Origin of the sequence: Streptomyces sp. CB02400, assembly GCF_001905725.1 — a bacterium.
Classification (GTDB): domain Bacteria; phylum Actinomycetota; class Actinomycetes; order Streptomycetales; family Streptomycetaceae; genus Streptomyces; species Streptomyces atrovirens.
In genome coordinates this window covers 74,249-88,960 of the sequence record NZ_LIWB01000021.1, presented here as the reverse complement: position 1 = coordinate 88,960, position 14,712 = coordinate 74,249, and the positions used below count along the sequence as shown (strand labels likewise).

Here is a 14,712-nt window from a genome sequence, read left to right as displayed (position 1 = left end):
TGCTGCCAGACTCGCGTGCATGGAGAGGATCACGGGGGCGACGGACTCGCGGGAGACGCTGATCGAGGCGGCCCGCGCCGGGGCGAGGATCAAGTACCTGCACTTCTGGGGACACTGGCCGCTGCCCGACGGCCGGATCGGGGCGAGCTGCCTGAGCCAGTGGTGGCCGTCGCCGTTCACGGTGGACGGGGTGGGGTACGCGACCGCCGAGCACTGGATGATGGCGGCCAAGGCCCGGCTGTTCGGGGACCCGGAGGGGGAGCGGCGGGTGCTGGCCGCGGAGCATCCCTCTCAGGCGAAGAAGGCCGGACGGCTGGTGCGCGGCTTCGACGAGGAGACATGGCGCCGGGAGCGGCTCGGCATCGTCGTCGAGGGCAGCGTGCACAAGTTCGCGGCCCACGACGACCTGCGGGCGTTCCTGCTGAACACGGGCGACCGCGTCCTGGTCGAGGCGAGCCCGGTGGACCGGGTGTGGGGCATCGGCCTCGCGGCCGGCGACGAGGGGGCGAGCGACCCGGAGCGCTGGAGGGGTCCGAACCTGCTGGGGTTCGCGTTGATGGAGGCCCGGCGACGGCTGCGTGCTGGCTGAACGGGGACCTTCGCACACGGCGGAGGGCCGGTCCGATGCGGACCGGCCCTCAGTCAGGACAGGCGTTCAGGACGCCGCGCCGATGCCTCCCATGACACTGGCGAAGAGCAGGATGCCGAGCAGCGGCAGGATCACCGTGGCCACGATGCCGCAGATGAGCCCGGCGGTCGCCGAGCCCTTGTTGGTGGCCTCGCCGCGGTTCGCCTTCCCCCGGCCGACGGCGCCGAAGACGATCGCCAGGATGCCCAGGATCACACCGAAGAACCACAGGAAGAAGGTGAGGCTGCAGACCAGGCCGATGATGCCCAGCACCAGCCCGGTGGTCCCCATGCCGTTGCTCGGCTGCATGGGCATCATGTAGCCGGGCGCCTGCGGATAGGGCGCGGGGGGCATGCCCTGCGGAGCGGGACCCGAGGGGTAGCCGTAGGACGGGCCGGACTGCGGGTAGCCGTAACCGGGGCCCGGCTGCTGCGGGGGCTGTGACGGCGGCCCGAACCCACCGGGTGCGGGGTTGCTGCCGGACATGAAAAAGATCTCCCCTCCGTTAAAACTGACCCCGGCATCATATTGACTTCCCCTTACCCGAAGGGGGGTTCCCGGCTCGGGGCCGCGCTCCCGGAGCAGCCCTTCGGAAGCGGCCCTCCGGAAACGAAGCACCGGGGCCCGGCACCGATGCCTTCGGTGCCGGGCCCCTTCTTGGTGTCGGCCGCGTCCGGACCCTCAACCGGAGAAGCCGACCCGCGCGACCCGCAGCGGGCCGCGCAGCCGGAGCCGCACGTCGTGCACGCCGTCGGCGACGGCGAAGGACGCGTGGAGCGTGGTGTAGTCGTACGGGCCGGACGTGGGCGCCTCCGGCGACAGTTCGGCGAGCACCGGCCCGCCGTCGAGCGAGACCTCGGCCGTGCCCTCGCCGGACACCTCCACGGTCAGCTTCGTCACCCCGCCGCCGAAGTCGCAGCTCCGGAAGAGGAGTTCGCCGTCCTTCCCGGCCACGGCGGTGACCGCGTCGCCCGCCGCCTTCGCGCGGTCGACGATCTCGACACCGCTCTGCTCGTCGAAGTCGGCCGCGTCCAGGCCGTGTTCGAGGACGGGGCGCGGGACGGCCGGCTCGCCGTCCAGGGTGACCGTGGCCCGTGCCCGCACGTCCTCGCTGGACGCCCCGGCCAGCAGCTCGTACGCCCCCGGCTCCACCCGCCACCGGCCCACCGCCACGTCCCAGAACGCGAAGACGGACAGCGGCAGCACGAAGGACAGCTCGGCCGTCTCCCCGGGCGCCAGCGTCACCCTCCGGTGTGCCAGCAGCTCACGGCGCGGACGCGGCACCGACGGGTCCACGGCCCGCGTGTAGAGCTGGGGCACCTCGTCGGCGGTGACCTCACCGGTGTTGGTGACGGCGAAGGAGACCCGCACCGCCGACCCGTCGACGTCCGCCGTCAGCTCCCCGTAGGAGAAGCCCGCGTACGACAGGCCGTGCCCGAAGGGGAACAGCGGGGTGCCCTCGAAGTACAGATAGGTCTGCCGGCCACCGATCACGTCGTAGTCCAGGAGGTCCGGCAGGTCGGCGTCGTCGGCGTACCAGGTCTGCGGCAGCCGGCCGGCGGGGGAGACGTCACCGGCGAGCACCCGGGCCAGCGCGGTGCCCGCGGCCTGACCGCCGTGCGCGGTCCACAGCAGCGCCGGGAGGTCCGCCGCGTCCACCGCGTACGGGTAGGCGGAGGTCAGCACCAGCACCGTGTTCGGGTTGGCGGCGCGGGCCGCGCGCAGCAGCCGCTCCTGCTGGGCGGGCAGCCGCAGCGTCGTACGGTCCTCGGTCTCGCGCCCGTTGATGTGCGGATCGTTGCCGGCGACCACCACGACCACGTCGGCGCCGGCCGCGGCGCGCGTGACCGCGTCCTGCCCGTGCTCGACGACGACCAGTTCGAAGACCTCGGGATCCTCCTCGGCAACCTTCACGCCGTCGGCGGCGACCTGCACATGGCGTCCTGTCCCCACATGCCTGAGGAGGTGACCGTCCCCGTGCGGTTCCAGCCGGAACGTCTCCTGCACGATCCAGCCGCCCGGCTGGTCGGCGGAGGCGCGCACGTACCCGTCCTCGGCGACCGAGAGGTAGCGGCCGTCGGGCGCCCGCAGGGTGAGCACGCCCTCGCCCCAGTCGGCCAGGGCGAGTTCGGTGCCGTCCGCCCCGGCGGTGAGCGGCGGCAGGTCGGTGCGGCCCGCGAGCAGCGCCGGGTCGAGGGCACCCTCGGCGCCGCGCGCCGTCTCGGGCGCCTCGGGGGCCGGCGGGACGTGCAGAAACGTACCGGCGGAGGTCTTCAGCAGCACCCGGTCCATGCCCTCGGCGAACTCCACGCGCTCGGCGCCGAAACGCTCGTAGAGGCCCTCCAGCGGGGTGGAGCGGTGGATGAGGCTGCCGCTGTACCAGTCGAGCTTGCACTCGTCGGCGAGCAGCCCGACGACCGCGATCCGGGTGTCCGGGGCGAGCGGCAGCGGGCCGTCGTTCTTCAGCAGGACGATCGCCTGCTCGGCGGCCTCCTGGGCGAGCGCCCGGTGCTCCGGGGTGTCGAAGGGCTGCTCCCCGGCGTAGGGGTCCGCGCCCGGGTCGAACTCGCCGAGCCGGAACCGCACCGAGAGCTGGCGGCGTACGGCCGTGTCGATGTCGGCCTCCGTCAGCAGGCCTTGCTCCAGCGCGCCCCGGACACGTCCGATGATCTTCGAGCCGTCGGTGCCGTGGTCGGTGAAGCTGTCGACCCCGGCCCGCAGGGCCGCCGCGGTGGCCTCCTCGTGGGTGTCGAAATAGTGCTCAGAGTCGACCAGGTTGGACGGCGCGCCGGCGTCCGAGCAGACCAGCAGGTCCTCTTCGGTCCAGGCGCGCAACTGGTCGCGCAGATACGGAGAGACGTGGTTCGGGCGGCCGTTGACCAGGTTGTACGCCGGCATCACGCCCGCCACCGCGCCCGCCTCGACGGCGTCGCGGAAGGCGCGCAGGTCGTACTCGTGCAGCACGCGCGGGCGGACGGAGCTGGACGTGGTGTCGCGCTCCGTCTCGTTGTTGTGCGCCAGCCAGTGCTTGAGGACGGGGGCCGTGCGCCAGTACACCGGGTGGTCGCCGCGCAGGCCGTGGGTGTAGGCGGTGGCGATCGCCGAGGTGAGCTTCGGGTCCTCCGAGTAGCCCTCCTCGTTGCGGCCCCACAGCGGGTGGCGCAGCAGATTGACGGTCGGGGCCCAGACGTTGAGGCCGACGCGCTCGTCGCGGGCGCGCATCGCGCGGGTCTCGCGGGACACCGCCTCGCCCACCCGGCGCACCAGTTCCTGGTTCCAGGTGGCGCCGAGACCGACGGCCTGGGGGAACACGGTCGCCGGGCCCATCCAGGCGACACCGTGCAGGGCCTCCTGGCCGGTGCGGAAGGCGGCGACGTCCAGGCGCTCGACGGCCGGCGCGAACTGGTGCAGAAATCCGATCTTCTCGTCGAGGGTGAGCCGCGACAGAAGGTCGTCGATGCGCTTCGCGAACGGCAGAGTCGTATCGCGGAAAGGCGGCGTAGGCGGCGTTTGTGCGGTCACGTGGGTTCCCCTCGGGATGGAGCGGCGAGGCGCTTTCGAAGCGCTTCGATGCTCATTCGAGGTGGGGGTGGGTGTCAAGGGATCCGAGGGCACGGATCGGACGCCTCGTGAATGATCCATGGGCAGTATGCCTGTATCGCAATCGCGCATACATCCGAGGAATCTTCGATGCGACTCTTGTGTGCCCCTGGGTGTTCACTTAACCTCGCAGCAACATCGAAGCGCTTCGACTGTGAGGCCCGCCACTCCGGCGCACCTTCCGCCGAACGACCGCTTCGGCTCAGCCAGTTCCACTGAAGACACCGCAGCCGACGGCCACCGCCGGGTGTCCTGGTGCGCCATGAAGGGTTGACGCAATGACGCCGAACGCCGCCCCCAGCTCCTCCGGACCGAGCCGGAGAAGCTTCCTCGCCTCCACGGCGGTCGCCACCGCAGCGGTGGCGGGAGGAATGCCGCTGCTCGCCGCGTGCGGCGGATCCGACGGAGGTTCGCGGGACGGCACCACGTCGAGCAAGGACGCCAAGAAGATCCTCCCGGCGTACGTGGCGAGCAATGTGGTCACGCCCGACATCCCCAGCAAGAACGGTTCCGCGGTCGGTTTCACCAGCAAGCTCGACCTGGCGGGCCTGAAGACGTCGGTGCCGAAGAAGCTCGGCAAGGGCGGCAAGGTCACCATCATGTCGCCGTTCTGGGGCTCCCCGCCCAAGGACGGCAACGCCTACTACACGTCGATGAACGACCTCATCGGCGTCGACGTGGTCTGGCAGAACCAGGACGGCAACACCTACGACCAGAAGCTCGGCGCGGTCCTCGCCTCCAGCGAGGTGCCCGACGTGGTGGTCGTGCCCGGCTGGAACATGACGGGCAAGATCCCCAGCGCCATCATCGGCAAGTTCGCCGACCTCGGCCCGTACCTGTCCGGCGACGCGGTCAAGGAGTACCCGAACCTCGCCGCGATCCCCACCGACGCCTGGCAGCGGTCCATCTTCGGCGGCAAGCTGCGCGGCCTGCCCATGCCGTCCTCGTACGTCACCGGCATCGTGCCGCTCTACCGCCAGGACATCTTCGAGAAGGAGGGCTACGAAGTCCCCCGCTCGTGCGACGAGTTCATGGCGCTGGCCAAGGACGCCACCAACGCCAAGGCCAAGCGCTGGGCCTGCCTGGACATGAAATGGACCGCCTTCAACGCCTTCGGTGTGCTCTCCGGCAACGAGAAGTCGCTCGGCTGGAACGAGGTCGACGGCAAGCTGGTCTACCGCATCGAGACCGAGGAGTACCTCGAGGCCCTGGAGTGGACGCGCAAGCTGTTCGCCGCCGACGTGGTGCACCCCGACGCCAGGCTGGGCAAGAGCAACGCCGCCGACCCCGGGCCCAAGTTCGCCGCCGGTGAGTTCCTGATCTACAACCAGGACTCCTCGCAGTGGTGGAGCCGCACCGCCGAACAGGCCACCCAGAACCCCGAGTTCAAGATCTGGGGCATGGACATCTTCGGCCATGACGGCGGCGACCCCACGCTGTGGGCGCAGAACCCGGCCGGCATCTTCGCCTTCGTCAACAAGAAGGCATCCGAGGCCGTGATCCGTGACGTGCTGGCCGTCGCCAACGTCACCGCCGCGCCGTACGGCACCAAGGAGTACATGGCCACCAACTACGGTGTGGAGGGCACCCACTACACCGTCAAGGACGGTGTGCCCACCAAGACCGACCAGGGCAACATCGACGTGATGAACGCCTACGTGATGGTCGCGAGCCCCGCCGCCACCATCGCCCACCCCGACTTCCCCGAGGTCGCCAAGGGGCAGGTGGAGTGGCAGCAGCGGATGGGCGCCTTCACCAAGAAGCCGTCCTTCTACGGCATGCAGATCACCGAGCCCTCCCGCTACACCAACCTCTCCAACGACTTCGAGCAGCTGGAGGACGACGTCATCCGCGGCCGCAAGAAGATCAGCGACGTGCAGCAGGCCGTCTCCGACTGGAAGAGCAAGGGTGGGGACAAGCTCCGCGACTGGTACCAGAAGATCCTCGACGAGAACGGCTCGGCGGCCGGCTGACCAGGTACCGAGGCAAGGAGAACCGCCGTGTCCCACAGCACGGTGCCTCGGACCGACACCGAGGCCGAAGCGAAGGAGAACCCCCCGGCGGCGCACGGCGGCGCCACCGGGGCCACGAAGAAGCCACCCGCCGGGAAACTCAGCCTCCGGTTGAGGTTCAGACGCGACCGCGTACTGCTGCTGATGACACTGCCGGCCATCCTGCTGGTACTGCTCTTCAACTATGTGCCGATCCTCGGCAACGTCGTCGCGTTCCAGGAGTACGACCCCTACATCAGCGACAACGGGGTCGTCTCCATCCTGCGCAGCCCCTGGGTGGGCCTGGAGAACTTCCAGCGGATCTTCGAGGACTCCGCCTTCTGGAACTCGGTCCAGAACACGCTGGTGCTGTTCTTCCTCCAGCTGGTGCTGTACTTCCCGATCCCCATCCTGCTCGCGCTGCTCATCAACAGCGTGGTCAGGCCGAGGGTACGGGCGATCTCGCAGGCCATCCTCTACCTGCCGCACTTCTTCTCGTGGGTGCTGGTCGTCGCCGTCTTCCAGCAACTGCTCGGCGGTGCCGGGCTCCTCTCCCAGCTGCTGAGGCAGCACGGGTACGACGGGCTCGACATCATGACCGACCCGGAGACCTTCAAGTTCCTGATCACCGCGCAGAGCGTGTGGAAGGACGCCGGCTGGGGGATCATCGTCTTCCTCGCCGCGCTGGCCTCGGTCAGTCCCGACCTGTACGAGGCCGCCGCGATGGACGGCGCCAACCGCTGGCGCCGCATGTGGCACGTCACGCTGCCCGCGCTGCGGCCGGTGATCGCCCTGCTGCTGGTGCTGCGCGTCGGTGACGCCCTGACCGTCGGGTTCGAACAGATCCTCCTGCAACGAGGCGCCGTGGGACCGGGCGCCGCGGAGGTCCTGGACACCTTCGTGTGGTGGAACGGTGTGCGCAACCAGGACTTCAGCTACGCGGCCGCCGCCGGTCTCGTCAAGGGCGTCATCAGTCTCGGCCTGGTCCTGGCAGCGAACAAGGTGGCCCACCTCATGGGCGAGCAGGGGGTGTACAAGAAATGACCGCAGTGATCGACAAGCCCGCGCGGACTCCCGGTCGGTGGGCGGCTCCGCCCCGGCCGGTGTGGGAGGAGGCACCCAGCCGGGCCGGACTCGCCGGCAAGGGGCTGGTCCTGCTCTTCGCCTGCCTGGCCATCCTGTTCCCGCTGTGGATCGTCGTCGTCACCAGCCTGTCCTCACGGAAGACCATCGACGAGGCGGGCGGGCTGGTGATGATCCCGAAGGACATCACCTTCATCGCCTACCAGGAACTGCTCAGCGGCGGCCAGGTCACCCGCGCCACGATCGTCAGCATCGGCGTCACCCTCGTCGGCACCCTCTTCTCGATGGCGGTGTCCGTGCTGTGCGCCTACGGACTGTCCCGCAGTGGCTCCGTCGGCCACCGCTGGATCCTCATGGTGCTGCTGGCCACGATGTTCTTCAGCGCCGGCCTCATCCCCACCTATCTGCTGGTGCAGTCGCTGGGCCTGACGGACAGCTATCTCGCGCTGATCCTGCCCAGCGCGATCAGCGTGTTCAACATCCTGGTGCTGCGCGGCTTCTTCATGGGCATCTCGCAGGAGCTGATCGACAGCGCCCGCATCGACGGCGCCGGGGACCTGCGCATCCTGTGGCAGATCGTGCTGCCGCTGTCCCGCGCGGTCGTCGCGGTGATCACGCTGTTCTACGCCGTCGGGTACTGGAGTGCCTGGTTCAACGCCTCGCTGTATCTCAACGACCAGGACATGCTGCCGCTGCAGAACGTCATGATCCAGCTTGTGCAGAAGCAGGAGGCGCCGGTCGGGCTCGGCCAGGCGATCAAGACCGGTGAGCTGTCCGGTCTCGCCGTGCAGATGGCCGTCATGGTGATGGCGTTGTTGCCGGTGGCGGTGTTGTCGCCGTTCGTCCAGAAGCACTTCAAGAAGGGCATGCTCACCGGTGCGGTGAAGGGCTGACGCCCTGTGCAGTGGGGGGACCTGCGTGGTCGTTCGGCCGCGGGTTTCGTGTGGTTGATCGCGCAGTTCCCCGCGCCCCTTCAGGTTTCTCCACTCACCCCCCTCATAGGCGAGGTTCTGTCATGTTCGCGTCCTCCTTGAGCCGGCGTGCCGTTCTTGCCGGAGCGGCGGCCGTCGCCGCCGTCGCCGGTGTTCCCGTTCTCGCCGGCCAGGCGAAGGCCGCCGGGTCCTCCTCCTACCGCTGGCGCAACGTCGTCATCGGCGGGACCGGGTTCATCACCGGTGTGCTGTTCCATCCTCGTGTGCGCGGGCTCGCCTATGCCCGGACCGACATCGGGGGTGCCTACCGCTGGGACGACCGGCGTGACCGCTGGGTTCCGTTGCTCGATCACATCGGGTGGGACGACTGGAACCTGCTCGGTGTCGAGGCGATGGCGGTCGACCCCGCCCACCCGGACCGGCTGTACCTCGCCTGCGGCACCTACGCCCAGTCGTGGGGGAGCAACGGTGCCGTACTGCGTTCGGACGACCGCGGCGCCACCTGGCAGCGCACCGACCTCACCGTGAAGCTCGGCGCCAACGAGGACGGCCGGGGCGCGGGGGAGCGGCTCCTCGTGGACCCGCGCGACAGCGACACCCTGTGGCTGGGCACCCGGCACGACGGGCTGCTCAGGTCCACCGACCGGGGCGCCACCTGGGCGCCGGTGAGCGGATTCCCGGCCGCCCCGTCCGCCACCGGCCAGGGCGTCACGCTCCTCGTCGCCGCCGGGCGCACCGTCTACGCCGGCTGGGGCGACGGCGGTGACGCGAACCTCTTCCGCACGGCCGACGGCACCGCCTGGGAGGCGGTCCCCGGGCAGCCGTCCGGTACCGCCGCCCGCGTACCGATCCGCGCCGCGTACGACCGGCACACCCGCGAGCTGTACGTGACGTACGCCGACGCGCCCGGCCCCAACGGCCAGTCCGACGGCAGTGTGCACAAGCTGCGCACCACCAGCGGCAAGTGGACCGAGGTCACCCCGGTGAAGCCGGGCGGGACGACCGAGGACGGCTCTGCCGACACCTTCGGCTACGGCGGGGTCGCGATCGACGCCCGCCGCCCCGGCACCGTCGTCGTCTCCACCAACAACCGCTGGGCGGCGGTCGACACCCTGTACCGGTCCACCGACGGCGGTCGCAACTGGCGCTCGCTGAAGGACACCGCCGTCCTCGACGTGTCCGAGACGCCCTACCTGAAGTGGGGCGAGGACAAGCCCAAGTTCGGCTGGTGGATCCAGGCGCTCGCCCTCGACCCGTACGACTCGCGGCACCTCGTCCACGGCACCGGCGCGACCCTCTACGGCACCCGCGACCTGAAGCACTGGGCCCCGCAGATCCGCGGCCTGGAGGAGACGTCCGCCCGCCAGCTGATCTCGCCCCCGGCCGGGAAGGCGCACCTGATCAGCGGGTGCGGCGACATCGGCGTGCTGTACCACGACCGGCTCACGGCGTCCCCGTCGCGCGGCATGGCCACCGACCCCGTCTTCGGCACCGCGACCGGCCTCGCGCAGGCCTCGCGCAGGCCGCAGTACGTCGTACGGACCGGCTGGGGCGACCACGGCAACGGCGCGTACTCCCACGACGGCGGGCGGACCTGGGCGCCCTTCGCGGCCCAGCCCTCCATCGCCAAGGACGCACCGGGACCGATCGCGACCAACGCCGACGGCAGCGTGCTCCTGTGGTCCTTCGTGCACTGGGACGGCACCAAGTACCCGGCCCACCGCTCGGCGGACAACGGCACCACCTGGTCCGAGATCCCCTCCTTCCCGAAGGGCGCCACGCCGGTCGCCGACCCGGCCGACCCGACGCTCTTCTACGCATACGACACCGACACGGGAACGCTGCTCGCCAGCACTGACAGCGGCCGTTCCTTCACCGCCCGTGCGACCGGGCTGCCCTCAGGGGACAGCCAGTTCAAGCTGGTCGCGGCGCCCGGCCGCACCGGCGACCTGTGGCTGAGCACCAAGTGGAACGGGCTGTACCGATCGACTGACGGGGGCGAGAGCTTCGCCAAGGTGGAGACCTGCTGGGCCTCCTACACCCTCGGCTTCGGCAAGGCCGCCGACGGCGCCGGCTACCCGGCGGTCTACCAGGTCGGCTCGACCGAGGCGATCACCGCCGTCTACCGCTCCGACGACGGGGCGAAGACCTGGGTGCGGATCAACGACGACGACCACCAGTGGGGCTGGACCGGCGAGACCATCACCGGCGACCCGCGCGTGTACGGCCGGGTCTACCTCGCCACCAACGGGCGCGGCATCCAGTACGGGGAGCCCGTCTGATGCCGAACCTGAACGACGTCACCCGTGGCCGCCTCCTCTACGGCGGCGACTACAACCCCGAGCAGTGGCCCGAGGAGATCTGGCACGAGGACGTCCGCCTGATGAAGGAGGCCGGCGTCAACTCCGTCACCCTCGGCGTCTTCTCCTGGTCGAAACTCGAACCCCGCCCCGGGGAGCGGGACTTCGGCTGGCTGGACCGGCTGATGGACCTGATGCACGAGAGCGGCATCGGTGTCGTCCTCGCCACCCCGACCGCCTCCCCGCCGCCCTGGATGGGCCGGCTCCACCCGGACACCCTGCCCCGTGACGCGGAGGGCCGGACCGAGTGGTGGGGCGGACGCCAGCACTTCTCGCACTCCAGCGCCACCTACCGCCGGTACGCCGCCGCCATCACCGAGGACCTGGCCGCCCGCTACGGCACCCACCCGGCCCTCACCCTGTGGCACATCAACAACGAGTACTGCACCTACGACTGGGGCGACGAGGCCGCCGCCCGCTTCCGTGACTGGCTGCGCCACCGCTACGGCTCCCTCGACGCCCTCAACACCGCCTGGGGCACCGCCTTCTGGAGCCAGGGCTACGGCGACTGGGCCGAGGTGCTGCCGCCCCGCCACGCGCACTACCTGAAGAACCCCACCCAGGTGCTGGACTTCAAGCGCTTCACGTCCGACATGCTCCTGGAGTGTTACACCGCCGAACGCGACATCGTCCGCCGGCACAGCCCGCACATCCCGGTCACCACCAACTTCATGCCGCTGTGGGCCGGCCAGGACGCCTGGCGCTGGGCCGAGGAGGAGGACGTCGTCTCCGTCGACCTCTACCCCGACCCGCGCGACCCCCTCGGCGCGCAGAGCGGCGCCCTGGTCCAGGACATGACCCGCTCCCAGGCCCGCGGCCCCTGGATGCTCATGGAGCAGGCGGCCGGACCGGTCAACTGGCGCCGGGTGAACCACCCCAAGCCGCGCGGCCTCAACCGTCTGTGGTCCCTCCAGGCCGTCGCCCGCGGCGCCGACGCCGTCTGCTACTTCCAGTGGCGCCAGTCCCGGCAGGGCGCCGAGAAGTTCCACTCCGGGATGGTCGGCCACGCGGGCGAGCAGGGACGTACGTACCAGGAGGTCAAGCAGCTCGGTGCGGACCTCGCCCGGATCGCCCCGCACACCACCGGCGGCGGGATCACCGCCGACGTCGCCGTGCTGCACGACTGGCACTCCTGGTGGGCCGGCGACCAGGAGGCCCGCCCCTCCCACGAGGTCGACTACCCGCAGGTCCTGAGCGCCTGGCACCGCGCCCTCTGGGGGGCCCACCTGACCACCGACTTCGCCCACCCCGAACACGACCTGACCGGCTACCGGCTCGTCGTCGTCCCGCAGCTCTATCTCCTCACGGACGCGGCCGTCGACAACCTCCTCGCCTACGTACGCGGCGGCGGCACCCTCGTCTGCGGCTTCCTGACCGGCGTCGCCGACCAGGACGACCGGGTCCGGCCCGGCGCCATGGACGCCCGGCTGCGCGAGCTGTTCGGCATCCGCACCCTGCACGAGTGGTGGCCGCTGGACGCGGGGGAGACCGCCGACTGCGAGGGCGGCCTGCGCGGCACCCTGTGGTCCGAGGAACTGGAGCCCGACGGCACCGCCGACGAGACCGTCCCCTACAAGGGCGGGGAACTCGACGGACTGCCCGCCGTGCTGCGCAAGGGCCGCGCCTGGTACGTCTCGACGCTCCCCGAACCGGAGGCGCTGCGCGCCCTGCTGACCCGCGTCGCCACCGGCGCGGGCGTCCGGCCGGTGCTCGACGGGCTCCCGGACGGAGTCGAGGCGGTCCGCCGCGGTGAGCTGCTCTTCCTGCTCAACCACGACCGCGAGCCGGTCACCGTGGACGTCCCGGGAACCCACCACGACCTGCTGACGGAGACGACCGTGACCGACCGGATCACCCTCGGCCGCTACGGCGTGGCGGTGCTGAAGCCATGAGCGCCACGCCCGTCCACGGAACCTGGGAGCCGCGCCCGGCCGCCCGCTGGGAGGACGCCTTCCTGAGCGGCAACGGCCACCACGGCGCCCTCGTGTTCGGTGATCCGAACGATGACCGGACCGTCGTCACTCATCACACCCTCGTCCGTCCGGGCGAGGGCGACGACCGGAACCGGCTGCCGCCCCGGCTCGCCGACGGACTGTCCGACCTCCAGGACCGGCTGCTCGCCGGCGACCCGACCGCCGCCGAGGGCTTCACCGACGGCCGCCCGCTCCAATGGGTGCAGCCCTTCCACCCCGCCTTCCAGGTCCGCCTGCGCCGCCCGGACGGCCACCAGGACAGGGACCAGGACGGATACCGCCGCACGGTCGACTTCGCCACCGGCGTCACCGAGGCGACCCGTGCCGACCGGACCAGCCGGGTCTTCGTCTCCCGCGCCGACGACGTGATCGTCCAGCACGTCACCGGCCCCGGACTCACCCTCGACGTCTCCCTGGACCACCGGCTCCCGGGCGCCCCCACCGGTCTGGGCGTCGGCCACGGCGCCGTCCTCACCCCCGAGGGCGCCCTGCTCAGCCTGCGCGCCCGCTACCCGGGCAGCGACCTCGCCTGCACCGGCGTCACCCTGGTCGCCGTCACCGGCGGCCGGACGGCGCTCTCCCCGCCGGGCCTGCACATCGAGGGCGCGCGGTCGGTGCTGCTGCTCACCCGGGTGCGGCGGCACACCGGAGAACTCGACGTGGTCGCCGAGGGCCGCGCCCTGCGCGATCTGCTCGACGGCGCCCCCGGGACCCCGTACGACGATCTCCTCGCCCGCCACCTCCCCCTGCACCGCACCGCCTACGAACGCGTCACCCTGGACCTGGCCGCCGATCCCGACGAACGCGCCCTGCCGGGCTCCGAGTTGCTCGACCGACCACGTAGCGCCGCCCTGCTCGAACGGCTCTTCGCGGCCGGCCGCTACCATCTGCTGTCCTCCAGCGGCCTGTTCCCGCCCCGCCTCACCGGACTGTGGACCGGCGACTGGGACACCGCCTGGTCCGGCGCCTTCACCAACGACGCCAACCTCAACCTCCAGACCGCCTCCGCCGCCGCGGCGGCCCTCCCCGAGGTCACCGAGGCACTGGCCGCCCTGATCCGACGGCAGTTGCCCGACTGGCGAGACAACGCCCGCGCGGTCTTCGGCGCCCGGGGCGTCGTCGCGCCCGCCCACAGCGACGGCGAGTCGGGGCACTCGTACCACTTCAGCCGCGAGTACCCGCTCCACCTGTGGACCGCCGGCGCCGACTGGCTGCTCAAGCCCCTCGTCGACCACGACGACACCCGCGGCGAACACGACCCGCACACCGCCGCCGCGCTCGCCGAAGTCGCCCTGTTCTACGAGGACTTCCTCACCCGTACCGACAGCGAGGGGCGGCTGGTCGTCGTCCCCTCCTACTCGCCCGAGAACCGGCCCGCCAACGCGAGCTGGGGCACCGTCAACGCGGCCATGGACCTCTCCGCGGCCCGGCACGCCCTGCGCACCGCCGCCGCGTACCACCCGGAGCACGCCGACCGCTGGCGGGCGCTCGCCGACCGCCTCCCGCCGCACCGGATCAACGCCGACGGGGCGCTCGCCGAATGGGCACGGCCCGGACTGGAGGACTCCTACGACCACCGCCACCTCAGCCACCTCTACGGCGTCTGGCCCCTGGACGAGATCACCCCCTACGACACCCCGGACCTGGCCGCCGCCGCGCACCGCGCCCTGGAACTGCGCGGCGCCGAGAACGACTCCGCGCACGGCCATCTGCACCACGCGCTGATCGCGGCCCGCCTCCGGGACGGCGAGCGGGTCACCCACGCGCTCGGCCAGGTACTCGACGGCGACTTCTTCCACGCCTCCCTGATGAGCGCGCACTACCCGCACCGCCACGTCTACAACGCCGACGCCGCCCACACCCTGCCCGCCGTGCTGATCGAGGCGCTCGTCCAGTCCACCCCCGACCGGCTGGTCCTGCTGCCGGCACCCCTCCCGGCGTACCCGAGCGGCGAACTGCGCGGCATCCGCACCCGGTTCGGTGCCTCGCTCGATCTCACCTGGACCCCGGACGGCGCCACCGCCGTCCTGCGGCCCACCCGCACCCACCGCATCGACCTGTGGACTTCCGCCGGCGCCGAGCAGCTCGACCTGGTCGCCGGAGAAGACCGCGTCCTCACCACGAAGGCGCGGTGACCCCCGCAAT

9 protein-coding genes are annotated in these 14,712 nt (G+C 71.2%); 7 read left to right on the top strand and 2 right to left on the bottom strand.

Translation table 11 applies throughout. The features are described 5' to 3' along the window. Nucleotides 1–19: 19 nt before the first annotated feature. Nucleotides 20–589 (top strand): NADAR family protein, encoded by a 570-nt coding sequence (locus AMK33_RS34655; protein ID WP_073936985.1) that lies wholly within the window; start codon nt 20–22, stop codon nt 587–589. Nucleotides 590–655: 66 nt separating this feature from the next. On the opposite strand, the gene AMK33_RS34650 is transcribed toward AMK33_RS34655, so the two are convergent. Together AMK33_RS34650 and AMK33_RS34645 are read right to left on the bottom strand one after the other, a co-directional pair. After that, nucleotides 656–1,114, bottom strand: a complete 459-nt coding sequence (locus tag AMK33_RS34650; RefSeq protein WP_073936984.1) for a DUF4190 domain-containing protein — start codon at nt 1,112–1,114, stop codon at nt 656–658. A gap of 195 nt (nt 1,115–1,309) precedes the next feature. Then, on the bottom strand, nt 1,310–4,150 hold the full coding sequence (locus AMK33_RS34645; protein WP_073936983.1) for a glycoside hydrolase family 3 protein: 2,841 nt from the start codon (nt 4,148–4,150) through the stop codon (nt 1,310–1,312). Between the two features lie 356 nt (nt 4,151–4,506). Here AMK33_RS34645 and AMK33_RS34640 point away from each other — a divergent pair, with 356 nt between their 5' ends. The 6 genes from AMK33_RS34640 (at nt 4,507) to AMK33_RS34615 (ending at nt 14,702) form a co-directional block, all read left to right on the top strand. Continuing rightward, nucleotides 4,507–6,201 carry an extracellular solute-binding protein gene (locus AMK33_RS34640; RefSeq protein ID WP_073936982.1) on the top strand — a complete coding sequence of 565 codons (1,695 nt, stop codon included), beginning with the start codon at nt 4,507–4,509 and terminating at the stop codon, nt 6,199–6,201. Nucleotides 6,202–6,228: 27 nt separating this feature from the next. After that, entirely contained in the window at nt 6,229–7,263 is a 1,035-nt protein-coding gene (locus AMK33_RS34635; RefSeq protein ID WP_073936981.1) for an ABC transporter permease, read from the top strand. Continuing rightward, on the top strand, nt 7,260–8,195 hold the full coding sequence (locus AMK33_RS34630) for a carbohydrate ABC transporter permease (RefSeq protein ID WP_073936980.1): 936 nt from the start codon (nt 7,260–7,262) through the stop codon (nt 8,193–8,195). Before AMK33_RS34635 ends, AMK33_RS34630 begins: the two co-directional genes overlap by 4 nt. 122 nt (nt 8,196–8,317) lie before the next feature. Further along, a complete protein-coding gene (locus AMK33_RS34625) occupies nt 8,318–10,516 on the top strand; it encodes a 1,4-beta-glucanase (protein ID WP_073936979.1) in 2,199 nt (732 codons plus the stop codon). Next, nucleotides 10,516–12,486: a beta-galactosidase gene (locus tag AMK33_RS34620; protein ID WP_073936978.1), complete on the top strand. Its 1,971-nt coding sequence runs from the start codon at nt 10,516–10,518 to the stop codon at nt 12,484–12,486. Before AMK33_RS34625 ends, AMK33_RS34620 begins: the two co-directional genes overlap by 1 nt. Continuing rightward, entirely contained in the window at nt 12,483–14,702 is a 2,220-nt protein-coding gene (locus AMK33_RS34615; RefSeq protein WP_073936977.1) for a glycosyl hydrolase family 95 catalytic domain-containing protein, read from the top strand. The genes AMK33_RS34620 and AMK33_RS34615 overlap by 4 nt, the downstream gene beginning before the upstream one ends. The last annotated feature ends 10 nt before the right edge of the window (nt 14,703–14,712 follow it).

Excerpts from the sequence above, each read along its gene's own strand:
- AMK33_RS34620 (WP_073936978.1), top strand. The coding sequence starts at position 10,516 with ATGCCGAACCTGAACGACGTCACCCGTGGCCGCCTCCTCTACGGCGGC.
- AMK33_RS34625 (WP_073936979.1), top strand. The coding sequence starts at position 8,318 with ATGTTCGCGTCCTCCTTGAGCCGGCGTGCCGTTCTTGCCGGAGCGGCG.
- AMK33_RS34640 (WP_073936982.1), top strand. The coding sequence starts at position 4,507 with ATGACGCCGAACGCCGCCCCCAGCTCCTCCGGACCGAGCCGGAGAAGC.
- AMK33_RS34655 (WP_073936985.1), top strand. The coding sequence starts at position 20 with ATGGAGAGGATCACGGGGGCGACGGACTCGCGGGAGACGCTGATCGAG.
- AMK33_RS34650 (WP_073936984.1), bottom strand. The coding sequence starts at position 1,114 with ATGTCCGGCAGCAACCCCGCACCCGGTGGGTTCGGGCCGCCGTCACAG.
- AMK33_RS34615 (WP_073936977.1), top strand. The coding sequence starts at position 12,483 with ATGAGCGCCACGCCCGTCCACGGAACCTGGGAGCCGCGCCCGGCCGCC.
- AMK33_RS34630 (WP_073936980.1), top strand. The coding sequence starts at position 7,260 with ATGACCGCAGTGATCGACAAGCCCGCGCGGACTCCCGGTCGGTGGGCG.